The organism is Streptomyces sp. NPDC087300, from assembly GCF_044744425.1.
In the GTDB taxonomy this organism is placed as follows: Bacteria; Actinomycetota; Actinomycetes; order Streptomycetales; family Streptomycetaceae; genus Streptomyces.
This window is the reverse complement of sequence record NZ_JBIUYI010000019.1, coordinates 41,232-64,449: the sequence shown is the minus strand read 5'-3', so window position 1 is coordinate 64,449 and position 23,218 is coordinate 41,232. Positions and strand designations below refer to the sequence as shown.

Sequence of the window (23,218 nt, the reverse complement as noted above, 5' to 3'; positions counted from 1 at the left end):
GGAGCAGGGGTGGGGAGTTGTGGCGAGTTACGGTTGTGGCACCGGCATTTTGGCGCCCGGGGCACCAGACTTCGCCTACGCGCGGTAAGTTTCTGGCCATGCCACGTGGACGTCACCGCCATTCCCCACCCCTGCACAGGCTGCTTCCTCCCTCGACGGTCGCAGGCGTCTCAGTTCTCTGCGCCGGCGGCGCCTGGATGTTCGCGGAACCGGTCGTGCTCCGCGGACTCGTCGCGGCCGCGGCCGCCGCTGCCGTCGTGGGCTCGGTCGTCATGCGCCGCTGGGACCAGGCGGCCGGCAGACGCGTCGCCGAGCTGGGCCGGGCCCGCGCGGGCGACGAGTGGCGCTACGAGGAACGCATAGCCGAGGCCGAGTCCGACCTCGAAGAGTCCCGCGAGATGCGCGGCAAGCTGGAGAACAAGCTGCGGGCCAAGCGCGCCGAGCTGGCCGCGCTCCGCAACGAACACGCGGCGCTCCTGCGGAGGTACGCCACCGCGGAGACCGAGCGGGCCAGCGCGCTCGAAGGGCGCAGGCTGCTCGCCATAGAGGCGTCGTCGTCGGCACCGGCACTGCCGCGTGCGGGTTCCGGTTCCGGTCCCGAGGGGCTCGTGCCCGGTGCGGTGGATCTGGTGCCCGCGGTGCGGGCGGGGGCGCCGGTTGCGCCGGGGGCGCGGGCTCGGGGGGCTTCTGACGTCGATGCCTCCATGGGCGGGCAGGTGTCTGAGGGGGCGGCTGAGGGCGGTCCTGAGGGCGTTGCTGGGGACGGTCCCGAGGGGCTTGCTGAGGGGCTTGTTGAGGGCGGTCCTGAGCGTGCTTCTGACGGTGTGAAGAACTCCGGGGGCGATCAGTCCCACGACGACAAGTCCCACGACGACAAGTCCCGGGACGACGAGAACGTAGGCTCCCCGTCCGCCGTGCGGCCGGGTGCGAGCCCCACTCCCTCGCTGTTCCTGCGGGCCAACGCCGCGCTCGACCGGCTGGCTCCGCGGCCCCGCGCCACCGCCGCGCCGGAATCCGCCGGGCCCGCCGAAGCGGAAGGCGGCGACGCGCAGGGGAAGTCCGGGGCGGCCGACGGATACGGCGGGCACGAGCGCGCGGTCGCCGTCGCGCCGCCCGTGCAGGCGCGACGCCCTGTTCCCCAGGGCGGATTCGACTTCTTCGGTACGAAGAGCGTGGCGCCCGCCGCGCTGGAGTCGGTGCAGAACGAGGACCTCGCCGATGTGGTCGGCGAGGAGGCGCTCGCGGTCCACAAGGCCGAGGCGGAGGCGGAGTTCAAGGCCGCGCCCCAGGGGGACGCCGAGCGGGGTGTGGGGCAGGTCATCGATCTGACGGCGCATGACGAGACCGAGCAGATCGATGTGGCGGGGTTGCGGAGCGCGCTGCTGGGTTGAGCGGATCGGGGTGGGCCTGCGTCGGGTTCGCCTCGGCCTGCACCGGGTTCTTCCTGGCCCGTGCAGGGTTCGGCTCGGGGTTCGCTTCGGCCCGTGCCGGGCCCTGGCCGGGTTCGGGGGGCGTTCGTTGTGGGGCCCTGCGGGGGCGTTGTGGCTGGCCGCGCAGTTCCCCGCGCCCCTTGACGGGCTCCTCGGCGCCGTGCGCTTGATGCGGGGCGTGCCTACCCGTGCCCGTGACGGGGCTCACCTGCCCCGTGTCCCTGATGCGGGCTCACCCGCCCCGTGCGCTTGATGCGGCGCCCAACCGTCCCGTCGCACCTGATCCGGGGCGTCCCGCCCGTCCCGTCCTCTACGGCTGCGGCTACGCCTCCGACTACGACGTGGACATCCAGCGTTCCGGCAACGCTTCTCTGCGGCCCGTGCGGGAGCGGTCTGCCTGGGATTGGAGGAGGGCGTGTGCCTCCTCTGTGGGGCGGAGGCGGGCCGAGATCGTTTTGCCTGCGCCCGTGTGCACCCGTACGTCGGCCACGCCCTTGTACCGCTCCCACGGGCCCTGCGAGAGCCGCACGCTCTGCACCTTGGCGTGCGGCACCAGGGAGAGGCGGCGCTTGAGCAGGCCGTGGCGGGCGGCGAAGACCGCGTCGGTGACGGCCAGGCCGTACCCCTTCCACCACAGCGGCAGGCACCACGCCGCGCGCGCGGGCGGGCGGGTCAGTTCCGCCGGCTCCGGCACGCGCGCGCCCGGCAGCACCCGCGCGATGACCGACTCCGCGACCTCGCGCGAGGCGACCGGCACCAGGACGCTGTTGTCCGAGCCCGCCACGTCGAGCTCGACCCGCACCCAGCCGAACCGTCGCCACAACAGCGGCTGCACGATGTGCACCGTCTGCACGCGGCCCGGCGGCACCGTCTCGTGCGCCTTGTCGAGCAGCCCGTGGTCGATGCGCAGACCGTCGGGGGACTCGCCCACCGTCCAGTCGTACTCCCCGATGAAGCGGCCCGCGCTGCTCGCGAACGCGCCGCCCAGCATGGGCAGTCCGGTCGCGAGGACCGTCCACAGGTTGTGCGTGGCGATCCACAGGAAGGACGGCACGACGATCGCGGCGATGAGCATCACCCAGGGCGCGCCGGTGAGCAGCAGCGACACGGCGAGCATCTTCGGCTGTACGTGCAGCAGGCCGCGCACCGGGGCCTCGCCGACCTCGCGGGCCTCCTCGGGGGCGAATCCGGCGGACCGCGCGAGGAGTTCGGCCCGCAGCGCGACGGCCTCCTGCTCGCCGAGGTACGCCAGTTCGTCCTTGTCCTCCGTGCCGACGACGTCCAGCTTGAGCTTGGCGACGCCCGCGATGCGGGCGAGGAGCGGCCGTGTCACGTCGACGGCCTGGAGCCGGTCGAGCCGGATGTGGGCGGTGCGCCGGAAGAACAGTCCGGTGCGGATGCGCAGTTCGGTGTCGGTGACCGCGAAGTGCGTGAACCACCAGCTCAGGAAGCCGTAGACGGAGCCGCTCACGAGGACGACGGCGATCCCGGCGAGCAGCTGCACCACGGGGAGTTCGGTGACCCGCTGCTGGGTGCCGTTCGGATCGTGCACCGCCAGGCCCACCAGGACCGCGAACGGCGCCCACGCGCGGCGCAGCGGTGTGACGGGGTGCAGCCGCCGCTCCTGGAGCTCCTGCACCGCGTCGACGGCCTCGGAGCGGCCCTGCGCCGCGGCTTCCGTGGCTTCCGCTTCCCGTGTCTCGTTCACGGCCCCGTCGACCTCGTTCACAGCCCCGCCGATCGGGCCTCGCCGAGCTCGGTGAGCCGGTCGCGCAGCCGCTCGGCCTCCTCGGGGAGCAGGCCGGGGATGCGCGCGTCGGTGGCGGCGGCCGCCGTGTGCAGCTGGACGCCCGCGAGGCCGAAGTACCGCTCCACGGGGCCCGACGTCACCTCGACGAGCTGCATCCTGCCGTACGGCACGACGGTCTCCTCGCGCCACAGCACGCCCCTGCTGAGCAGCAGGTCGTCGGCGCGCTCGGCGTAGCGCCACGAGCGCCAGTTGCGCCCCAGCATCGGCCAGCCCCACGCCACGACGGCGAGCGGCAGCAGTGCGAACGCCGCCCAGACCGGGCCCGCGAACACACCGAGCAGCACCCCCAGCGCCACCGCGATCGGCACGAACCAGATCACCAGCAGGAGCCGCCGCATCTTCAGCAGCCCCCGCGGCAGCCCGGTCCACACCGGCTCCGCCCGCGTCGCGTCCGGTCCTGCGGGTCCCGCCATCCCCGTTTCCATGCCTCAAGCGTACGTACGACCAGTGACGGTCGCGTACGACGAAGGGGCGGCCGCGTACGACGAAGGGGCCGCCGCGTACGACGGCGGGTACGAGACACTGTGCGCATGAGTCCCACGACGGAGACCACCACGGAGACCACGCTCGGCATCGGCGGCGCCGCGGAGAGCACCGACATGGTGCTCAACATCGGCCCCCAGCACCCGTCCACGCACGGCGTGCTGCGTCTGCGCCTCGTCCTGGACGGCGAGCGCATCCAGCACGCGGAGCCGGTCATCGGCTATATGCACCGCGGCGCGGAGAAGCTCTTCGAGGCCAGGGACTACCGGCAGATCGTGATGCTGGCCAACCGCCACGACTGGCTGTCGGCGTTCTCGAACGAGCTGGGCGTGGTGCTCGCCGTCGAGCGGATGCTCGGCATGGAGGTGCCCGAGCGCGCGGTCTGGACGCGCACGCTGCTCGCCGAGCTGAACCGGGTGCTCAACCACCTGATGTTCCTCGGCTCCTACCCCCTCGAACTGGGCGGCATCACCCCGGTGTTCCACGCGTTCCGCGAGCGCGAGGAGCTCCAGAACGTGATGGAGGAGATCTCCGGCGGCCGCATGCACTACATGTTCAACCGCGTCGGCGGCCTCAAGGAGGACCTGCCCGCGGGATGGACCACGCGCGCGCGTGCCGCCGTCGCCTCGGTGCGCTCGCGCATGGACGTGTACGACCGTCTGGTGCTCGGCAACGAGATCTTCCGCGGCCGTACGAGGGACGTCGGAGTGCTCACCCCCGAGGCGGTGCACGCCTACGGAGTGAGCGGTCCCATCGCGCGTGCCTCCGGAGTCGACTTCGACCTGCGCCGCGACGAGCCCTACCTGGCGTACGGCGAACTCCAGGACACCCTGAAGGTCGTCACGCGCCAGGAGGGCGACTGCCTGGCCCGCTTCGAGTGCCTCCTGGAGCAGACCCACAACGCCCTGGACCTCGCGGACGCCTGCTTGGACCGGATCGTGGACCTGCCGCAGGGCCCGATCAACCAGCGCCTGCCGAAGGTCCTCAAGGCCCCCGAGGGCCACACGTACGCGTGGACCGAGAACCCGCTCGGCATCAACGGCTACTACCTGGTCAGCAAGGGCGAGAAGACCCCATACCGACTGAAGCTGCGCTCCGCCTCGTACAACAACATCCAGGCGCTCGCCGTCCTGCTCCCCGGCCAGCTGGTCGCGGACATGGTGGCGATCCTGGGATCACTGTTCTTCGTAGTCGGCGACATCGACAAGTAGGGCCCCTTCAGCCCCATCAGCCTCTTCAGTAAGAAGGGTCCCTTCAAGGCGTACGCCCACGGGCTGCGCCAGCCAGCCGAAGTCCCCGAGTCCGCCGGACGCGGTCAGCTCCGCCGCCTCCCCGGCGCCCGCGAGGGCCCGCACGTACGCGGCCGGGTCGCTGGAGGCCAGGGACAGCGGCGGGCGGCCGCCGCTCACTCCGAGGGCGCCGAGCGCCGAGCGCTGGGTGAGCAGCGCGGCCCCGTCGAGCGCGCACGCGTCCAGCGCCACATGCGCGGTGATGTCGCAGGTCCCGTCCGGCACCGGGGTCGTCTCGCGGCCCGCGCGAAAGCCCGTCAGGGTGCCGAACGGCGGGCGCGCTGCGCGGAAGTGGGCGTAGTCCACGGCGACCGCGAGGCCGCGCGCGAGGGTCGCCACGGCGGACGCCCACGCCTCGTCCCTGGGGCGGCCGATCTCCGCGCGCAGGCCCGGTTCGGACTCCAGCGGCCACCAGCGCGCGAGCCACTCGGCGTCCGCCCCTTCGACGGGACCGCCCAGCGACTCGTCGCCCGCGCCGTCGACCAGGACGCGGCGCACCGTGCCGTCGGCCGCCACCTCGACGACGTCCAAGGGGACGTTGTCCAGCCACTCGTTGGCGAAGAGCAGGCCGGTGACGCCGGCCGGGGGAGCGGACCGCCACTCGACGCGGGGGTCGAGTCCCGCGGGACGCTCCGCGCGCTCCACGGCGTACGCACGCACGCGTGCCGCCACGTCGGCGGGCAGCGCGGCGAGGACGCCCGTCGTCAGCTCGCCGCGGCCCGCGCCCATGTCGACGAACGCCAACTCGTCCGGGTGGTCGAGCGCCGCGTCCACGCGGCACAGGAGCAGTGCCACCGCGCCCGCGTAGAGGGGCGAGGCGTGCACGGACGTACGGAAGTGGCCCCCGGGTCCCTCGGGGCTGAGATAGAAGCCGTCAGGGCCGTACAGGGCGGTTTCCGAGGCCGTGCGCCAGCCGCCTCGCCGGGCCGCGGGCGCGGGTTCTTTGTCGTTCGTCACAGCGCGCAGGTTAAGCGGGCCTCCACCTTGGGGAGTACATGTGCTCGATACGGATCGGACCTTCGGTTGACCCCGGGGTGCCGTGGGGCTGCCTACGCTGGGTTACGTGCAGCGCCTCTACGACTTCCTCCGCAGACACCCGACGTGGGTCGACGGCTTCTGGGGCCTCGTCCTGCTCGGGATCTCCGGGATCGGTCTCCTCACCATGATCGAGGGCAGTTCCCGAGAGCCGAACCTGGCCGCGGTCCCGGTGGCGATCGGCCTGTCCCTGGTGGTCGCGCTGCGCCGGAGGGCGACCGAGCGGATGCTGGTGCTCGCCGCGGTGGTCGGCGTCGCCCAGTTGATCTTCGACGTCCGGACGATGCCCGCGAACTTCTCGATGCTGGTGATCATCTACACGGCCGCGGCCGACGGCGAGAAGTGGGCCTCCCGGTTCGCGCTGATCGGCGGCCTGTGCGCGGCGCCGCTGTCGATGATGCGCTGGCCCACCGAGAACATAAGTGTCTTCGGGAGCGTCCTCTTCGCGGTCTTCCAGACCGTCCCCTTCGTGCTCGCCTGGGTGCTCGGCGACTCCATCCGCACCCGCCGGGCCTACCTCGCCCAGCTGGAGGAGCGCGCCGACCGCCTGGAGCGGGAGCGCGAGGCACAGTCCAAGGTCGCGGTGGCGGCCGAGCGGGCCAGGATCGCCCGCGAGCTGCACGACGTCGTCGCGCACAACGTCTCGGTGATGGTGGTGCAGGCCGACGGCGCCGCGTACGTCATGGACGCCGCGCCCGACCAGGCCAAGAAGGCCCTGGAGACCATCTCGGGCACCGGCCGCCAGGCCCTCGCGGAGATGCGCCGCCTGCTGGGCGTGCTGCGCACCGGGGAGCCCGAGGAGAGCGGCGAGTACGTCCCGCAGCCCGACGTCGAGCAGCTCGACGAGCTCATCGAACAGGTGCGCACGGCGGGGCTGCCCGTCGACTACAAGGTCGAGGGCACCCCGCGCCCGCTGCCGAGCGGCGTGGAGCTCACCGCGTACCGCATCGTGCAGGAGGCGCTCACCAACACCCGCAAGCACGGCGGTGAGAACGCCGGTGCGAGCGTGCGCCTCGTCTACTTCGACGACGGCCTCGGGCTGCTCGTCGAGGACGACGGCAAGGGCGCCCCGCACGAGCTGTACGAGGACGGCGGCGCCGACGGCAGCGGGCACGGGCTCATCGGCATGCGCGAGCGCGTGGGTATGGTCGGCGGCACGCTGGACGCGGGACCGCGGCCCGGCGGGGGCTTCCGCATCAGCGCGCTGCTGCCGCTCAAGCCCGCACATTGATGTCCGCCGATGACACCTGTCACCGGCCCGCTCCCCGAAGGGACCCCCTTGATGTCGATCCGCGTGATGCTCGTCGACGACCAGGTGCTGCTGCGCACCGGGTTCCGGATGGTGCTCGCCGCCCAGCCGGACATGGAGGTCGTCGCGGAGGCGGGCGACGGTGTCGAGGCGCTGGAGGTGCTGCGCGCCACGAAGGTCGACGTGGTCCTCATGGACGTGCGCATGCCGAAGCTCGACGGTGTGGAGACCACCCGGCGCATCTGCCAGGGCGCGCACCCGCCCAAGGTGCTGATCCTGACCACCTTCGACCTGGACGAGTACGCCTTCTCCGGGCTGAAGGCCGGCGCGTCCGGCTTCATGCTCAAGGACGTGCCTCCGGGGGAGCTGCTCGCCGCGATCCGCTCGGTGCACAGCGGTGACGCGGTGGTCGCGCCCTCCACGACGCGGCGGCTGCTCGACCGCTTCGCCCCGATGCTGCCGAACACCGGAGGGCAGCCCCAGCACAAGCAGTTGGAGCGCCTGACCTCGCGCGAGCGCGAGGTGATGATCCTGGTCGCGCAGGGCCTGTCGAACGGTGAGATCGCGGCGCGGCTCGTCCTCTCCGAGGCGACCGTGAAGACGCACGTCGGCCGGATCCTGACCAAGCTGGAACTGCGCGACCGCGTGCAGGTGGTCGTGCTCGCGTACGAGACGGGTCTGGTGCGCGCCGGGGGCTCGGCCTAGGAGTCGCCCGGCGGCCCGCCCGGCGTCGCGCGCCGGACGGGCTCTACGGAGACGGTGGTTCACCGGACGGCCTCTACGGAGACGACGGTTCACCGGACGGGCTCTACGGAGGGGCGGTTCAGCTGCGGCACAGGGCCTTGTCCACGAGGCGGTCGACGTGCTTCATGACCTTCTCGTCGGACGGCTGGGTGGTGACCGCGACGTTGGCGGCGCGGCCGTCGTCGGTGGCGCCGCCCCGGGTCTCGTACCCCGTCATGCTGCCGCCGTGGCCCCAGTAGACGCCGCCGCAGGACAGCGGCTTGCTGACGAGCCCGAGGCCGTAGCGCGCGCCGCGGCCGAAGTACTCGGCGGGGACGGTGGTGCGCATCTCGGCGAGCCGCCGCTCCGAGAGGAGGCCGCCGTCCAGGATCGCGGTGGCGAACCGGTTCAGGTCGGAGTCGGTGGAGACCATCTGGCCCGCCGACCAGCCCCAGGAGGGGTCGAACTCGGTGACGTCGAGCGGGGCGCCCGACGCGTCCTTGTCGTAGCCCTTGGGGTGGGCCTCCCGGATCTTCGTCTCACCGGGGGCGGGGAAGTAGGTGTGGCGCAGCCCGAGGGGCTCGATGACGCGCCGCTCGATCTCGTGGGCCACGCGGTGCTTGGTGACCTTCTCGATCAGCATCCCCGCCAGTACGTAATTGGTGTTGCTGTACTCCCACTTGTCGCCCGGATCGAAGTCCTTCTTGTGCTGGAGGGCGCGGTCCAGGAGCTCGCGCGGGGTGTAGGAGCGGGGCTCGGCGTCGAGGTACTTCACGTAGTTGGGCAGCCCGCTGGTGTGCTGGAGGAGCTGGCGGACGGTGATGCGGTGCCCGTCGATCCCGTCGCCGCGGACGAGGCCCGGCAGATAGTCCTCGATCGGGGCGTCGAGGCGGACCTTCCCCTCGTCGACCAGCTGGAGCACGACCACCGCGGTGAACGTCTTGGTGTTGCTGCCGATCCGCACCTGGCCGTCGTCGGGCACCTTCGCGCCGGTGGCCAGGTCGGCGACCCCCGCCGTGTACGTACGGGTGTGGCCCCTGGAGTCCCCGACGCTCGCCAGGGCCGCGGGCACGCCGTCCTGCCGCACCAGGGAGTCCAGGCCCCGCTGGACGGAGTCGGTCCGGTGGACGGAGCCGGTCCGCGGGGCGGAGTCGGGCCGGGCTGCGGCCGACGCGGACTGTCCGAGGGCACCCAGCGCCACGATGCCCACGGACAGCGCGGCGGCGGCCCGCACCGTCCTGCGCCGGGCACCTCGCCGCCGCCCGGTGGAACGGAACTTCTGCCTTGCCTGCTCACGCACGAATGACTCCTACGGAAACGTCGGTCGACCAGCGGCATCTGCCGCCTCCAGCATTTCCGCCGGTGATCACCCGGGGCGATCCTGCTAACCGCCCGGATCCGGTGGGGTTAGCCCCCGGTACTTCCGTACCGGGCGGGGGCGTTCGCGCTCGCCCAGGGCCTGACCCGCACGACCGGCCCTAGGGCCCTAACGCAGGACGCCCTCGATGAAGTCGCTGCCGAGCCGGGACACCACGCCGATGTCCAACTGGTGCTGCACATAGCGTCCGCGGCGGCGCGTGCTGACCAGGTCCGCCTTCTTCAGGACGCTCAGGTGCCGGGATATCTCCGGCGCCGTCATCCCGTGCGCGTCGGCCAGCTCGCTCGTCGTGTACGCCCCGCGCGCGAGGTGGCGGCACAGGCGCATCCGCACCGGGTGCGCGAGCGCGGACATGCGGCGGGTCAGCTGCTCGACCGAGGGCGGGGCGGTGAGGCCGGGGGAGCTGATCGGGTACGTGATCGACGCCTGCCAGCCCTTGCGGTGCAGCACCCACAGGTGCGGCCAGCCGAGGCTGGTCGGGACGATCACCAGGCCGCCCGAGCCCGTGGCGGTGCGGCCCACGCTGATCTTGTCGACGGTGAGCACCCGCCCGCTCTCGTCCAGGGACACCGCTCCGGACATGGCCTTCAGAGCCTCCGGGAGGCCCTTGCGCCGCAGCAGCTCGGTCTTGTGCCGGGCGTCCGCGGCCAGTTGGTGGCTCACCCGGGCCCAGGTGTCCGCGAAGAAGGCCTCCTCGCAGTCCTGCAAGAGCGTGCGGAACCAGGCGCGGACGGCCGGCGGATCGTCCAGCAGGCGCTGGGTGAAGCGCATCTGGAGCGGGCCGCGGGCGGCGGCCAGGTCCAGCGCGCGCTGGCGCACCGCGGGGTCGGTCAGGAGATTGCGGTCCGGCTCCGCGTACGTCGACTGGCAGGTGAACTCCAGGGCCGCGTCCACGAACTGCTCGTCGGTCAGCTTGTCCAGCTGGTCGAGCTCCTCGGCGAGCGTGGCCCCGGGCAGCCCGTTCTGCCCCGGCAGGCCCGCGAAGGGCGTGAACACGTCCGAGAACGTGGTGCGCCACAGGAAGTCCGCCTCGCACATGCGGTCCGCGAGGCAGGGGTCGAGGCGGGCGGAGACGGCCGTCGCCCAGCCCTGCAGCCCCGGGTGGTGACCCGGCTCGGAGAGCGCGTGCAGCGCCATGCCGAGCTCGGCCAGGGGTGAGGGCACGACGTGGATCCGCTCGGTGGGAAGCCCGGTGATGTCGATGCTCACGCTCATGTCCCCATGGTGCACCGCGCCACTGACAGCGCCGCCGCCGATTGACGAGCGTCGTCAATCGGCGCGACGGGGGAGGGGACGGGGGAGCAGGCTGTGGTCATCGGACGGAGCGCGGCAGCGTCGCCGCGTGGCCGACCCGGCTCCCGTTCCGATGCCCCTTCCGACTCCCCTTCCGAGACCTGTGATCAACGGGCCCTTAGGTGTCCGTTAAGTACTATTTGCCATGAGAGGCGAACCGTCATGAGCGTCACCCAGCAGTACCTGCTCGACACCTACCGCGCCGCCCAGCGCCACGAGCCGACGCCCCCCGCGCCCGGCGGCGACGAATGGCAGGCCGTCCGCGAGGTCCGCGACTACGGCCGCTTCCGTGCCGTCGTCGAGGAACGCCCCGCCCACGGCAGGCTGCGCGCCGCCCTGGCCCGGCTGCTGCGCGGCGGCCAGGTCAGCCGGGGAGCCGTCGCACGAACTCCGCGGCCGCTTCCTTGACGTCGTCGGCCGTCCAGTCCAGGCCCGCGTCGGTCACGGTGACCTCCGTGACCGAGAGGCCGGGAGGACCGTCGGCGAACCAGCGCCCGAAGAGCATGGTCCTGGTCTCCTCCGCCTGCCCGAGCGCGGCCTCGTCGAGCACGTCCGTCGCGTACGGCAGCCAGACCTGGAACTGATGGGTGTGCGGCCGCTCGGGGTGCACGCGCGACCAGGGCACACCGGCGGCCGTGAGCCCGTCGCGCAGCGCCTCGGCGACCACGCGCGCGTGGGCGACGTACTCGGGCAGCCTGGGCAGCGCGTGCCTGAGGCCGAGCAGGGCCGACACGGCGGTCGGGAACTGCTGGAAGAGGTGGCCCCCGTAGCGGTGGCGCCACACCCGCGCCTCGTCGATCAGCGTGCGCGGCCCGGCGAGCGCGGCGCCGCTGAGACCTTCGAGGGACTTGTAGAACGAGACGTACACGCTGTCCGCGAGCCCGGCGATCTCCGCCAGAGGGCGGCCGAAGTGCGTCGTGCACTCCCACAGGCGGGCCCCGTCGAAGTGCACCACCGCGTCCCGCTCGCGGGCCGCCGCCACCACCTCTTCGAGCTCCTCCCAGGTGGGCAGGACGAAACCGGCGTCCCGGAGCGGCAGTTCGAGCATCAGCGTCCCGAAGGGCTCCTCGTGGTCGCGCACTTCGTCGGCCGTCGGCAGCCGGGGAGCCTGCGTCGGGTGCACCGTGCGCAGCCCGCTCACCGTGGACAGGGCGCCCCCTTCGTGGACTTCGGGGTGTGCCATCGGGTGCAGGGCGACGGTCGCGTTCCCGGTGCGCCCCGCCCAGCAGCGCAGGGCGACCTGCTGGGCCATCGTGCCGGTCGGGAAGAAGACGGCGGCCTCCTTGCCGAGCAGGTCCGCGACCTCCTCCTCCAGGGTGGCCACCACGGCGTCGCCGTAGATGTCCGTGGGATCGTCGGCGCCCACCACCTCGGGGGCCGCGGCCGCGAGGGCCGAGAGGCGCTCGGTGAGCGAGAGGTGCAGGGGAGTGCGGTGCAGGGTCCGTGCGGCGCCCAGCGCGGCCGCGCGCCGCCGGACGCGCTGGTCCTGCTCCACATCCTGGCCCTGCTCCGGGTGCGCAGCATCCTCCGCGACCTCGGTGTTCCCGGTGCCCTCGGTGGTCGCCGCGTCCTCTGGGGATTCCGCGTTCTTCGCAGTCATCCCCCGAGCATGACCCGCCCGCCGCCACCGGGCATACGAATAACCACAGCCTGTGGACAGCGCAGGACGCGGCGCGAACCAATAGCGTTAGCATGACGAGAAATCGTCCGGTACCCCGAGCGGACTGGAACGGAAGGCGTCATCGCGTGAACGCATCGCATCAGCCAGACCCGCGGGACCGTCCCGCGAGGCTCACCGTGGGCGTCGTGGGAGCGGGCCGCGTGGGCCCCGCGCTCGCCGCGTCGCTGCAGTTCGCAGGGCACCGTCCGGTGGCCGCGTCCGGAGTGTCCGACACCTCCGTACGACGCGCCGCCGCGATGCTGCCCGACGTCCCCCTCGTCACGCCCGCCGAGGTCATGAAGCGGGCCGACCTGGTGCTCCTGACCGTCCCCGACGACGCCCTGCCCGGCCTCGTCGAGGGCCTCGCGGAGACCGGGGCCGTGCGCCCGGGACAGCTGCTCGTGCACACCTCCGGCAGGTACGGCACCAAGGTCCTCGAACCCGCGCTGCGGGCCGGCGCCCTGCCGCTCGCGCTGCACCCCGCCATGACCTTCACCGGCACCGCCGTCGACGTACAGCGCCTGGCCGGCTGCTCCTTCGGCGTCACCGCGCCCGAGGAACTGCGGCTCGCCGCGGAGGCCCTGGTCATCGAGATGGGCGGCGAGCCCGAGTGGATCGCCGAGGAGAACCGTCCGCTCTACCACGCGGCCCTCGCCCTCGGTGCGAACCACCTGGTCACGCTGGTCGCCGAGTCCATGGAGCTGCTCCGCGACGCGGGCGTGGCCGCCCCCGACCGGATGCTCGGCCCGCTGCTCGGCGCCGCCCTCGACAACGCCCTGCGCTCCGGCGACGCCGCGCTCACCGGACCCGTCGCGCGCGGGGACGCGGGCACCGTCGCCGCGCACGTCGCCGAGTTGCGCAAGCACGCCCCGGGGACCGTCGCGGGCTACCTCGCGATGGCCCGCGCCACCGCCGACCGCGCCCTCGCGCACGGCCTGCTCAAGCCGGAGCTCGCCGAGGACCTCCTCGGCGTGCTCGCCAACGGGGCGGGCGGCAGCGGCGGAGCCGAGGGGGAAAGCCGATGACCACCACCCTGCTGCACACCGCCGAGTCCTTGCGCACGCGCGCGCGTGAAGGGCGCAGGGCCGTCGTCATGACCATGGGCGCCCTGCACGACGGGCACGCCTCGCTGATCCGCGCCGCCCGCCGCCTCGCGGGCCCGGACGGCGAGGTCGTCGTCACGGTCTTCGTGAACCCGCTCCAGTTCGGCGCGGGCGAGGACCTCGACCGCTACCCGCGCACCCTCGAAGCCGACCTCAAGATCGCCGAACAGGCGGGCGCGGACGCCGTGTTCGCCCCGTCCGCGGACGAGGTCTACCCGGGCGGCGAGCCCCAGGTCCGCATCGGCGCCGGCCCCATGGGCACGGTCCTCGAAGGCGCCACCCGCCCCGGCCACTTCGACGGCATGCTCACCGTCGTCGCCAAGCTGCTGCACCTCACCCGGCCCGACGCGGCGCTGTTCGGGCAGAAGGACGCCCAGCAGCTCGCCCTGATCCGCCGCATGGTGCGCGACCTGAACTTCGACGTGGAGATCGTCGGCGTCCCCACCGTCCGCGAGGACGACGGCCTCGCGCTCTCCAGCCGCAACCGCTACCTGGCGCCCGACGAGCGCCGCACCGCGCTCGCCCTCTCCCAGGCCCTCTTCGCGGGCCGCGACCGGCATGCCGCGCAGGAGGCCCTGCGCGCGCGTGCCGCCACCGCGCCCGCCACCCGCGCGCGTGCCGTCGCCCTGAGCGCCATCGGCGAGTCCCGCGCGGCCGCCGACGCCCACGCGGTCGCCCAGTCCGGGCCGCCCGCCGCGACCGGCGGACCCGCGGCCGTGCTCGCCGCCGCCCGGCAGGTCCTCGACGAGGCGGCCCGCCTGAGGCCCCCGCTGGAGCTGGACTACGTGGCGCTGGTCGACCCCGCCGACTTCACCGACGTACGTCCGGGGCACAGCGGTGACGCCGTCCTCGCCGTGGCCGCCCGGGTCGGCTCCACGCGACTGATCGACAACATCCCGCTGACCTTCGGAACCACCGTATGAGCGCGAACGGAGCCACCGCATGAGTGCCACCGGAATACGCCTGCACGCCCCCGCCCCCGGCTGGTCGCTCGAAGCCGACGTCGTGGTCGTCGGCTCCGGAGTGGCCGGGCTCACTGCGGCCCTGCGCTGCTCCGCCGCCGGCCTCAAGACGGTCGTGGTCACCAAGGCCCGCCTGGACGACGGGTCCACGCGCTGGGCGCAGGGCGGCATCGCCGCCGCGCTCGGCGAGGGCGACACCCCCGAACAGCACCTCCAGGACACGCTCGTGGCGGGCGTGGGCGTGTGCGACGAGGAGGCCGTGCGCACCCTCGTCACCGAGGGCCCCGACGCCGTGCGCCGCCTCATCGGGACCGGCGCCCGGTTCGACCTGGGCGCCGGGGGCGACATCGCCCTGACCCGCGAGGGCGGCCACCACCGCAGCCGCATCGCGCACGCGGGCGGCGACGCGACCGGCGCGGAGGTCTCCCGCGCCCTCGTCGACGCGGTCCGCGCCCAGGGCGTGCCGACCGTCGAGAACGCCCTGGTGCTCGACCTGCTCACGGACGCCGAAGGCCGCACCGCAGGCGTCTCCCTGCACGTCATGGGCGAGGGCCAGCACGACGGCGTGGGCGCCGTGCACGCCCCCGCGGTGGTCCTCGCCACCGGCGGCATGGGCCAGGTCTTCTCGGCCACCACCAACCCGTCCGTCTCCACGGGCGACGGCGTCGCGCTCGCGCTGCGCGCCGGAGCCGAGGTCTCCGACCTGGAGTTCGTGCAGTTCCACCCCACGGTGCTCTTCCTCGGCGCCGACGCCGAGGGCCAGCAGCCGCTGGTCTCCGAGGCGGTCCGCGGCGAGGGCGCGCACCTGGTGGACGCCGACGGCGTGCGCTTCATGGTCGGCCAGCACGAGCTCGCCGAGCTCGCGCCCCGGGACATCGTCACCAAGGGCATCACGCGCCGCATGCAGGAGACGGGCGCCGAGCACATGTACCTGGACGCCAGGCACTTCGGCGCCGAGATGTGGGAGAACCGCTTCCCGACCATCCTCGCCGCCTGCCGCGCCCACGGCATCGACCCGGTCACCGAGCCCATCCCGATCTCCCCGGCCGCGCACTACGCCTCCGGAGGCGTTCGCACCGACCCGCACGGCCGCACCACCGTCCCCGGCCTGTACGCGTGCGGAGAGGTCGCCTGCACCGGCGTGCACGGCGCCAACCGGCTCGCCTCCAACTCCCTCCTTGAGGGCCTGGTCTACGCCGAGCGCATCGCCGCCGACATCACCGCGCGGCACGCGGACCACACCCTCCACGCGCGCGTGCCCGCCCCTGTCACCCGGCCGGAGACGCCGACCCACCCCCTGCTGCCGCCCGAGGCGCGTTTCACCATCCAGCGCGTCATGACCGAGGGCGCCGGAGTGCTGCGCTCCGCCGCGTCCCTCGCCGAGGCCGCCGCCCGCCTCGCCCGCGTGCACGCCGATGCGGCGGGCGCGCTCGCCGAGGAGGGCAAGACCGCGGAGCCCGGCGTCGACACCTGGGAGACCACCAACCTCCTGTGCGTCGCCCGTGTCCTGGTCGCCGCGGCCCAGCGCCGCGAGGAGACCCGCGGCTGCCACTGGCGCGAGGACCACGCCGACCGCGACGACGCGGCCTGGCGCCGCCACATCGTCGTACGGCTGAATCCGGACAGGACGCTGGCGGCACACACCACACAGACCCCCGACTTCCCTCCGACCCGTCCCCAGGAGCAGTGACCGTGAGCACCCCCGACGACCTCCCCCTCGCCGCCCCCTCAGCCGCAGGCGGTGGCTGCGGCGACGCCTGCGGCTGCGGCGGTGACGACGCGTACGACCCGATGCAGTGCGGTCTGGACCCCGCGCTCGCGCAGCTCCTCGAAGAGGCGGGCCTCGACCCCGTGCAGATCGAGGACATCGCGCACATGGCGATCGAGGAGGACCTGGCGGGCGGCGTGGACGTCACCACGGCCGCCACCATCCCCGAGGACGCCGTGGCCACCGCCGACTTCGCCGCGCGCGAGGCGGGCACCGTCGCGGGTCTGCGCGTCGCCGAAGCGGTCCTCTCCGTAGTGTGCGAGGACGAGTTCGAGGTGGAGCGGCACGTCGAGGACGGCGACCGCGTCGAGGCGGGCACGGTGCTGCTCAGCGTCACCACCCGCACCCGCGACCTGCTCACCGCCGAGCGCAGCGCGCTGAACATCCTGTGCCGCCTCTCCGGCATCGCGACCGCCACGCGCGCGTGGGCGGACGCCCTGGAGGGCACGAAGACGAAGGTGCGCGACACCCGCAAGACGACGCCCGGCTACCGCGCCCTGGAGAAGTACGCGGTACGCATGGGCGGCGGCGTGAACCACCGGATGTCGCTCTCCGACGCGGCCCTGGTCAAGGACAACCACGTGGTCGCGGCCGGCGGCGTCGCGCAGGCGTTCAAGGCCGTGCGCGAGCAGTTCCCCGGCCTGGCCATCGAGGTGGAGGTCGACACCCTGCACCAGCTGCGCGAGGTGGTCGACGCGGGCGCCGACCTGATCCTCCTGGACAACTTCACGCCGGGGGAGACCGAGGAGGCCGTCGCCCTCGTGGCCGGCCGTGCCTTCCTGGAGTCCTCGGGCCGCCTCACGCGCGAGAACGCGCGGGCGTACGCCGACACGGGCGTCGACTACCTCGCGGTGGGCGGTCTCACCCACTCGTCGCCGATCCTGGACATCGGCCTCGACCTGCGGGAAGCGGTGCTGGACTGATGCTGCTCACCATCGACGTAGGCAATACGCACACCGTCCTCGGCCTCTTCGACGGCGAGGACATCGTCGAGCACTGGCGCATCTCCACCGACGCCCGCCGCACCGCCGACGAACTGGCCGTGCTCCTCAACGGGTTGATGGGCATGCACCCGCTGCTCGGCGAGGAGCTGGGCGACGGCATCGACGGCATCGCGATCTGCTCCACCGTCCCCTCGGTCCTGCACGAGCTGCGCGAGGTCACCAGGCGCTACTACGGAGACGTGCCCGCCGTCCTGGTCGAGCCGGGCATCAAGACCGGCGTCCCGATCCTCATGGACAACCCCAAGGAGGTCGGCGCCGACCGCATCATCAACGCGGTCGCGGCGGTCGAGCTCTACGGAGGCCCGGCGATCGTCGTCGACTTCGGTACGGCGACGACCTTCGACGCGGTCTCCGCGCGCGGGGAGTACGCGGGTGGTGTCATCGCCCCCGGCATCGAGATCTCCGTCGAGGCCCTCGGCGTGCGCGGCGCGCAGCTCCGCAAGATCGAGCTGGCCAGGCCGCGCAGCGTCATCGGCAAGAACACCGTGGAGGCCATGCAGGCGGGCATCCTGTACGGCTTCGCGGGCCAGGTCGACGGCGTCGTGAGCCGCATGGCGCGCGAGCTCGCGGGTCCGGGCGGCGACCCCGACGACGTGACGGTGATCGCCACGGGCGGCCTCGCCCCCATGGTGCTCGGCGAGGCGTCGGCCATCGACGAGCACGAGCCGTGGCTGACGCTGATCGGGCTCCGCCTCGTCTACGAACGCAACGTGTCCCGCAGTTGAGCCGGGCCAGCACCGGACGGCGCCAGGGCCTGTCCGATGGGTCGGCGCGGCGTCGCGGCGACCCATCGGACAGGCCCTAACCAGCCGCCGCCGCGTGCGCGTGAGTCGAACGGGCTTGCGCGCACGACCCCGGCTCCTCTACAAGAGTCTGCGCGGGGACGGGACTTGAGCGGGTTCGGACGGGCTGGGGCGAATGACACGTAAGGGACGATTGTGGGCTGCCGTGGCGGTCATGGCGCTGGGGATACCGGCGGCCGCCCCGACAGCGGCCGCCCTGCCCGCCCCGACAGCGGCGGTCCGGCCCGCCGCCGAGGCCCGCGTCCAGCACCCCGCGGCCCCGCCGACGGCCCCACCCGCCGCCCCGGCCCCCGAAGGCCCCTCCGAGCCCTCTGAAGGGCCCACGGAGCCCCCGGAGAACCCCACCCGGGTCTGGACCAGGATCCAGGTCCCGCACCTGTCCCTGCCGCGCTCGGGCCGCGCCGTCGCCGTCGACCCGATGATCGAGTTCTACGACGGCGCCAAGTCCCTGCCGGGCCCCCGTGAGGTGCGGCTCGTCATCGACACGAGCGGGCTGAAGGGCATCGCCACCGTGAAGGTCACCGACGACCTCTGCACGGCCGAAGGCCCGGTCGTCACCTGCGGGTTCGGGAAGTACCTGAGGGAACCCGAGAAGCCGATCTCGGTCACCGCCGTCGAAGGCGTCGCCGCGGGCACCTCGGGAACCATCCGCTACGAAGTGACCGGCAAGCGCCTCACCGGTGCCCGGACCACCTCCCGCGTCTCCATCGGCACACCCGAACTCGAAGTCGCCCGACTCCCCGACAAGGAGGGCCTGAAGAGCGGCCAGGACATCGGGATCCCCGTCGTCCTGCGCAACACGGGAGACCGGGTGACCGAGCGGGTCGCCGTCCGGGTCGAGGGCGACGGGGGCGTACGGCTCGCGCAACGGCACCGCAACTGCCGCTACCGGCAGGGTGTTCAGGGCGACCAGATCGCCGCGGCCACCTGCTACTTCGACCGTCCCGTCGCCCCCGACGAGACCGTCGCGCTCGCCTCGCCGCTGCCCGGTTCGCTCACCGACGACGCCTTCCACACCCAGGTCACGTACTCCGCCGAGGCCGTCCCCGGGGACCAGGACACGACCGCGGGAGGCACCTCCGGCCACGGCCCCGAGCTGGCCCTCGTCCCGGCGCGGGGGCAGGGCACCGGCTTCGCCGCCGAGCGTCTGGTGCGGTTCGTCGCGAAGAACTCGGCGGACATCCGCGCGATCGGCGACACCTTGAAGCCCGGCAAGAAGGGCACGACCCGGGAGCTCACCTTCGGCCTGCACAACGAAGGCCCCGCCCTGCTCAACCGCCCCCTGCGCGAACCGGCCGTCTACGTAGAGGTGACGCTGCCCAAGGGCGTGGTGGCGAGCACCGTGCGCGTGGACGAGGAACCGGACGAGGACGCGGACGGCAACTGCTTCACCTACGAGGACGGGAAACGGAAGCCCTTCGAACCGGGCCACCGCCGCTACCTGTGCCCCGACGCGGGAGTGGAGGAACCCGGCAGCGGCCAGTCCTACCTCTTCGAAGTGCGCTACTCCGAAGACGTATCCGGAGCCGAGGGCACGGTCCGGGTGCGCTCCGGGGACACCGACCGCCCCGGAGACGGCGGTTTCGACCTCAACGACCCCGACCCGTCCAACGACGAGGCGTCGATCGTCGTCGGCAAGAAGACCACCGACGCTCGGCCCATGGCGGAGGCGGGCGCCGGCGTCCTGCCGTGGATCGCCGCCGCGGCCGCCGCGCTGCTCGGCGTCGGAGCGGTCACCTTCGCCCTGGTCCGGCGCCGCGCCGAGTAGGCGAATCGGCGGAAGAACCGCCGCGCCATGAAGTGGCGTTAAGCGGATTTTGTCCGTTCCGTGCGTATCGTCGTCCTATGCCCACGCCCTATGGATCCCGCGGCGGCATGGCCTTCAGTGCGGAGGAACTGCGTGTGCTCCGCCGCGCTCTGGCCCTCGCCCTGCACCCCAGCCCCGTCAGCGACGAGGACGTCCAGGACTGTCTTCGCCTCGCCGAATCGGTCGACGAGGCCGTACGCGAGGCAGCCAGGCTCCGCGCGTTCCTGGTGGCCGACCTCGCCCGCTACCGGGCGGCCCTGCCCGGCACCGCATCCGGCTATCTCGGCCTCCTCGCCGACGCGCTCGGCGCCGGGTACCAGCCGGGCGCCGACGATCTCGCGGCGCTGCGCGCGCTGCGCGGCAACCCCGTCGCGGCCGCGCTGCTCGACCGCTGCCGGATCCTCGCCGAACGGGCCGTGCGGGCCAGACTCGCGGGCCGCGCCGTCCCGGTGCCCGCCCGCGTCGCGGTCCCCGCGTCCCGGACCAGGCTGCTCGCGCTGCCCGGCGGCCTGGCCGCGGCGGACGAACCGGCGGCGCCGAAGCCCAAGACGCCCGCCGAACGCCCGGCGACTCCCGGGCCGCCGCGGCCGGTGCCCACCCCGGCCGAGGTCTTCCCGCCCAAGCGCCGCCCCGAGACGCCCGCGGACCCGCCGCACCAGCTCGTCGCGGGCTAGCTACTCTGGGGGCATGGACTACGTTTCCGCGCTCGTGCCCCCCGTAGTGATGGCCGTGTTCTTCATCGGTCTCATCGTGACGATCGTGAAGACCCAGGGCGGTGCCAACAAGGCCAAGGAGGACGCGGCCGTCGACGCCGCCGTCTCCCGCGCCGAATCCGTCCGGCAGTCCCCCGGGGCCGGCAGCGCCTGACCCGGCGCCCGACCCGGCTTCCCCGCCACGAAGGGCGCCCGGTTCCCCCGGCGTGACCTGCGCAGGTCACCCGGCGTACCCGGGCGCGCAGCACGGCGTACGACTCAAGCGTTTTAGAGTCGTACGCCCTTTTTGTTGCAGAAATTAGGGGTACGCCACGTCCCTCACGCATCACGCCAATAGTGACGTCTCCCACTATTGTTCTGCTGTGCCTCGTCCATTGGGAGAACTCGAAGACTCAGTCATGACGCGGGTGTGGAAGTGGAACCGCCCCGTGACCGTTCGAGAAGTCCTGGAAGACCTTCAGCAGGAACGGTCCATCGCGTACACGACCGTGATGACCGTTTTGGACAATCTCCATCAGAAGGGCTGGGTGCGTCGTGAAGCGGAAGGTCGCGCCTATCGATATGAGGCGGTGTCGACTCGTGCCGCCTACGCGGCCGCACTGATGAACGAAGCGTGGTCGCGCAGTGACAACCCCGCCGCCGCACTCGTCGCCTTCTTCGGCATGATGTCGCCGGAACAGCGGGAAGCCCTCAGTGATGCCATGCGTATCGTCCAAGGCCCCGAGAACCCCGCCTCCCCAGAGCGCGGCGCAGAGCGATAGCGTCCGGTCATGGCAGCAGAGGTACCCGAACTCAGCGAACTCAGTGCAAAAGCGGTCTCCCTCCGTCGGGCCCGAACCGCCGATGTCCCGGCCCTGCGCCGGCTCCTCGACTCCTACGTCGGCGACCGCATCCTCCTGGACAAAGCCACGGTGACGCTTTACGAGGACATCCAGGAGTTCTGGGTGGCCGAACGCGACGACAACGCGGAGGTGGTCGGCTGCGGCGCTCTGCACGTGATGTGGGAAGACCTCGCGGAAGTCCGCACGCTCGCGGTGAACCCGGAGGTCAAGGGTGCCGGGGTGGGACATCAGTTGCTCGGGAAGTTGCTCCAGACCGCCCGCTGGCTCGGTGTCCGCAAGGTTTTCTGTCTCACCTTCGAAGTCCACTTCTTCCAGAAGCACGGGTTCGTGGAGATCGGCGAGACTCCGGTCGACGGAGATGTCTACAGCGAGCTCCTGCGTTCCTATGACGAGGGCGTCGCGGAGTTCCTCGGCCTCGAACGAGTGAAACCGAACACCTTGGGCAACAGCCGGATGCTTCTGCATCTGTGATCGCCACCGTGGTATTCCGGACGGCCTCCTGCCCCGGTGGCCTATGTCCGAAACGCGTATGTTTCCAGGCTTCTCGCGGCGTCCGGTCTCTCCCAGGGGTTTGTGTTTTTCCAGCAAAAGCGGTTTGCTTTCCGACGTACTGCAGTACTGCATATAACAGGGGCCGGTGAATCGGCGGCGTACGTCGTGCGGGACGGCCTCGTAGTTATCGATGAAAGGAAATCCGGTGGCACAGAAGGTTCAGGTCCTTCTTGTCGATGACCTCGACGGTGGCGAGGCGGACGAGACCGTGACGTTTGCGTTGGACGGCAAGGCGTACGAGATCGACCTCACCACTGCCAACGCGGACAAGCTCCGTGGGGCTCTTGAGGACTTCGTCAAGGCCGGCCGGCGTACCGGTGGCCGTGGTTCCGGCGGCCGCGGCAAGGCTCGTGCCGCTGCCGCGAGCGGTGGTCAGGACACCGCCGCGATTCGCGCGTGGGCAAAGGAGAACGGTTTCGAGGTCAATGACCGCGGCCGCGTTCCCGCGTCCATTCGTGAGGCCTACGAGAAGGCCAACGGCTGACGGCTGCGACGCCGTAGCCGGACCCGGTGGCACTGCGTTGCCGCCGTGTCCACAAGTCGTACGAGATCGGAGCCCACGGCGGGGTCGCTGTGGGGCACCGTCCCGCCTCCCCCCACAGCGGGCAGGGACGGAAGCGCCGGCAGCGTCGGCTCCACCTCGCAGCCGGGCTCCGGGGGTCGCAGCCACACGGCGGCCCCTCGGGAGCCGGACCACCCCGGGGGCGTGGGCGCGTCGATCCGCCCACCGGCCCCGATCGCGGTGAGACCCAGGGGAATGTCGCCCCATTCGAGCCAGTCGAGCAGCCCCGGCAGCTCGTCCGCGCCTCCCGCGGTCACCAGGAGACGCATCGTTTCCCCGCGCAGGGCCACCGGAGCCTTCGGGCCGAGGTGGCGCAGGGCCGCGAAGCCCGCCTCCGCGGGCAGCTCGAGGACGTCGAAGCGCAGGCCCGTGAGCAGTCGCACCGGACCGGGCTCCGGCGCGGTCGCCCAGCCGAGTTCGTTCTCGTACCACTGCCGCACCGGGTCGCTCTGCTCGACCGGCGTGCGGGGCTGGGGAACCGTGGGGGCCATGTCCGAGCAACAGCCGGAAGGCCGCCGGGGTTACGCAGGGTCGCCGCTTGGTTGCGTACGGTGTCCGGAAAGAGGGCGTAAGGGCGTGTTCGGCCGCGCAAGGGTGTTCGCCCGTAGCGGAGGGAACCGGTGCGCGCCGCATGGAGTGTCAGTCCTTACGGGTAAGACATCCCTAGTGGGGAGGGGCGACACGCGGGCTTCGGCGTCTCACGTTCGCCATCGGCGTAGTGATGGTGGGGGTAACTGCTTGGCCTGCGGGAA

23 protein-coding genes are annotated in these 23,218 nt (G+C 72.5%); 16 read left to right on the top strand and 7 right to left on the bottom strand.

The annotated features are described in order from the left end of the window. Nucleotides 1–98 precede the first annotated feature (98 nt). Nucleotides 99–1,391 carry a hypothetical protein gene (locus ACIO9J_RS42185; protein WP_402010910.1) on the top strand — a complete coding sequence of 431 codons (1,293 nt, stop codon included), beginning with the start codon at nucleotides 99–101 and terminating at the stop codon, nucleotides 1,389–1,391. Nucleotides 1,392–1,764: 373 nt separating this feature from the next. Here the strand turns inward: ACIO9J_RS42185 and ACIO9J_RS42180 are convergent, their stop codons facing one another. Continuing rightward, nucleotides 1,765–3,138 carry a PH domain-containing protein gene (locus ACIO9J_RS42180; RefSeq protein WP_402010908.1) on the bottom strand — a complete coding sequence of 458 codons (1,374 nt, stop codon included), beginning with the start codon at nucleotides 3,136–3,138 and terminating at the stop codon, nucleotides 1,765–1,767. Between the two features lie 17 nt (nucleotides 3,139–3,155). After that, complete coding sequence (locus ACIO9J_RS42175; RefSeq protein ID WP_402010906.1) at nucleotides 3,156–3,665, bottom strand: PH domain-containing protein; 510 nt, start codon at nucleotides 3,663–3,665, stop codon at nucleotides 3,156–3,158. Nucleotides 3,666–3,770: 105 nt separating this feature from the next. Here ACIO9J_RS42175 and ACIO9J_RS42170 point away from each other — a divergent pair, with 105 nt between their 5' ends. Further along, on the top strand, nucleotides 3,771–4,934 hold the full coding sequence (locus ACIO9J_RS42170; RefSeq protein ID WP_402010905.1) for an NADH-quinone oxidoreductase subunit D: 1,164 nt from the start codon (nucleotides 3,771–3,773) through the stop codon (nucleotides 4,932–4,934). On the opposite strand, the gene ACIO9J_RS42165 is transcribed toward ACIO9J_RS42170, so the two are convergent. Next, nucleotides 4,899–5,969, bottom strand: coding sequence for an SAM-dependent methyltransferase (locus ACIO9J_RS42165; protein WP_402010903.1), 1,071 nt, complete (start codon nucleotides 5,967–5,969; stop codon nucleotides 4,899–4,901). The two genes, ACIO9J_RS42170 and ACIO9J_RS42165, sit on opposite strands and share 36 nt — an antisense overlap. 106 nt (nucleotides 5,970–6,075) lie before the next feature. On the opposite strand from ACIO9J_RS42165, the gene ACIO9J_RS42160 reads away from it, so the two are divergent. Beyond that, on the top strand, nucleotides 6,076–7,278 hold the full coding sequence (locus ACIO9J_RS42160) for a sensor histidine kinase (protein WP_402010901.1): 1,203 nt from the start codon (nucleotides 6,076–6,078) through the stop codon (nucleotides 7,276–7,278). Nucleotides 7,279–7,329: 51 nt separating this feature from the next. Continuing rightward, on the top strand, nucleotides 7,330–8,001 hold the full coding sequence (locus tag ACIO9J_RS42155) for a response regulator (RefSeq protein ID WP_402010899.1): 672 nt from the start codon (nucleotides 7,330–7,332) through the stop codon (nucleotides 7,999–8,001). 118 nt (nucleotides 8,002–8,119) lie between these two features. Here the strand turns inward: ACIO9J_RS42155 and ACIO9J_RS42150 are convergent, their stop codons facing one another. Then, nucleotides 8,120–9,319 carry a serine hydrolase domain-containing protein gene (locus ACIO9J_RS42150; RefSeq protein WP_402010898.1) on the bottom strand — a complete coding sequence of 400 codons (1,200 nt, stop codon included), beginning with the start codon at nucleotides 9,317–9,319 and terminating at the stop codon, nucleotides 8,120–8,122. A 186-nt stretch (nucleotides 9,320–9,505) separates the two neighbouring features. Continuing rightward, nucleotides 9,506–10,612: a DUF5937 family protein gene (locus tag ACIO9J_RS42145; RefSeq protein WP_402010896.1), complete on the bottom strand. Its 1,107-nt coding sequence runs from the start codon at nucleotides 10,610–10,612 to the stop codon at nucleotides 9,506–9,508. A gap of 240 nt (nucleotides 10,613–10,852) precedes the next feature. Here ACIO9J_RS42145 and ACIO9J_RS42140 point away from each other — a divergent pair, with 240 nt between their 5' ends. After that, entirely contained in the window at nucleotides 10,853–11,098 is a 246-nt protein-coding gene (locus ACIO9J_RS42140) for a hypothetical protein (protein ID WP_402010895.1), read from the top strand. Here ACIO9J_RS42140 and ACIO9J_RS42135 read toward each other — a convergent pair. Beyond that, complete coding sequence (locus ACIO9J_RS42135; protein WP_402010893.1) at nucleotides 11,055–12,290, bottom strand: threonine aldolase family protein; 1,236 nt, start codon at nucleotides 12,288–12,290, stop codon at nucleotides 11,055–11,057. The two genes, ACIO9J_RS42140 and ACIO9J_RS42135, sit on opposite strands and share 44 nt — an antisense overlap. Nucleotides 12,291–12,382: 92 nt before the next feature. On the opposite strand from ACIO9J_RS42135, the gene ACIO9J_RS42130 reads away from it, so the two are divergent. The 11 genes from ACIO9J_RS42130 (at nucleotide 12,383) to ACIO9J_RS42080 (ending at nucleotide 22,388) form a co-directional block, all read left to right on the top strand. After that, nucleotides 12,383–13,375 (top strand): Rossmann-like and DUF2520 domain-containing protein, encoded by a 993-nt coding sequence (locus ACIO9J_RS42130; protein WP_402010891.1) that lies wholly within the window; start codon nucleotides 12,383–12,385, stop codon nucleotides 13,373–13,375. Beyond that, nucleotides 13,372–14,376 carry a pantoate--beta-alanine ligase gene (gene panC / locus ACIO9J_RS42125; RefSeq protein ID WP_402010889.1) on the top strand — a complete coding sequence of 335 codons (1,005 nt, stop codon included), beginning with the start codon at nucleotides 13,372–13,374 and terminating at the stop codon, nucleotides 14,374–14,376. Before ACIO9J_RS42130 ends, panC begins: the two co-directional genes overlap by 4 nt. 19 nt (nucleotides 14,377–14,395) lie before the next feature. Next, nucleotides 14,396–16,105 carry an L-aspartate oxidase gene (locus ACIO9J_RS42120; protein WP_402010887.1) on the top strand — a complete coding sequence of 570 codons (1,710 nt, stop codon included), beginning with the start codon at nucleotides 14,396–14,398 and terminating at the stop codon, nucleotides 16,103–16,105. Between the two features lie 2 nt (nucleotides 16,106–16,107). Next, a complete protein-coding gene (gene nadC / locus ACIO9J_RS42115; RefSeq protein ID WP_402010886.1) occupies nucleotides 16,108–17,106 on the top strand; it encodes a carboxylating nicotinate-nucleotide diphosphorylase in 999 nt (332 codons plus the stop codon). Continuing rightward, the gene (locus tag ACIO9J_RS42110) at nucleotides 17,106–17,912 is read left to right on the top strand and encodes a type III pantothenate kinase (protein ID WP_402010884.1); all 807 of its coding nucleotides are present in this window, start codon (nucleotides 17,106–17,108) and stop codon (nucleotides 17,910–17,912) included. The genes nadC and ACIO9J_RS42110 overlap by 1 nt, the downstream gene beginning before the upstream one ends. 232 nt (nucleotides 17,913–18,144) lie before the next feature. Beyond that, nucleotides 18,145–19,758, top strand: a complete 1,614-nt coding sequence (locus tag ACIO9J_RS42105) for a hypothetical protein (RefSeq protein WP_402010882.1) — start codon at nucleotides 18,145–18,147, stop codon at nucleotides 19,756–19,758. Between the two features lie 107 nt (nucleotides 19,759–19,865). After that, nucleotides 19,866–20,471, top strand: a complete 606-nt coding sequence (locus ACIO9J_RS42100) for a hypothetical protein (protein WP_402010947.1) — start codon at nucleotides 19,866–19,868, stop codon at nucleotides 20,469–20,471. A gap of 13 nt (nucleotides 20,472–20,484) precedes the next feature. Next, complete coding sequence (locus tag ACIO9J_RS42095; protein WP_402010880.1) at nucleotides 20,485–20,664, top strand: hypothetical protein; 180 nt, start codon at nucleotides 20,485–20,487, stop codon at nucleotides 20,662–20,664. Between the two features lie 208 nt (nucleotides 20,665–20,872). Further along, nucleotides 20,873–21,271, top strand: a complete 399-nt coding sequence (locus ACIO9J_RS42090) for a BlaI/MecI/CopY family transcriptional regulator (RefSeq protein ID WP_402010878.1) — start codon at nucleotides 20,873–20,875, stop codon at nucleotides 21,269–21,271. Nucleotides 21,272–21,280: 9 nt separating this feature from the next. Continuing rightward, complete coding sequence (locus ACIO9J_RS42085; protein WP_402010877.1) at nucleotides 21,281–21,823, top strand: amino-acid N-acetyltransferase; 543 nt, start codon at nucleotides 21,281–21,283, stop codon at nucleotides 21,821–21,823. A gap of 226 nt (nucleotides 21,824–22,049) precedes the next feature. Further along, on the top strand, nucleotides 22,050–22,388 hold the full coding sequence (locus ACIO9J_RS42080; protein WP_402010875.1) for an Lsr2 family protein: 339 nt from the start codon (nucleotides 22,050–22,052) through the stop codon (nucleotides 22,386–22,388). On the opposite strand, the gene ACIO9J_RS42075 is transcribed toward ACIO9J_RS42080, so the two are convergent. Then, nucleotides 22,367–22,957 (bottom strand): SCO3374 family protein, encoded by a 591-nt coding sequence (locus ACIO9J_RS42075; RefSeq protein ID WP_402010874.1) that lies wholly within the window; start codon nucleotides 22,955–22,957, stop codon nucleotides 22,367–22,369. The two genes, ACIO9J_RS42080 and ACIO9J_RS42075, sit on opposite strands and share 22 nt — an antisense overlap. Nucleotides 22,958–23,218 lie beyond the last annotated feature (261 nt).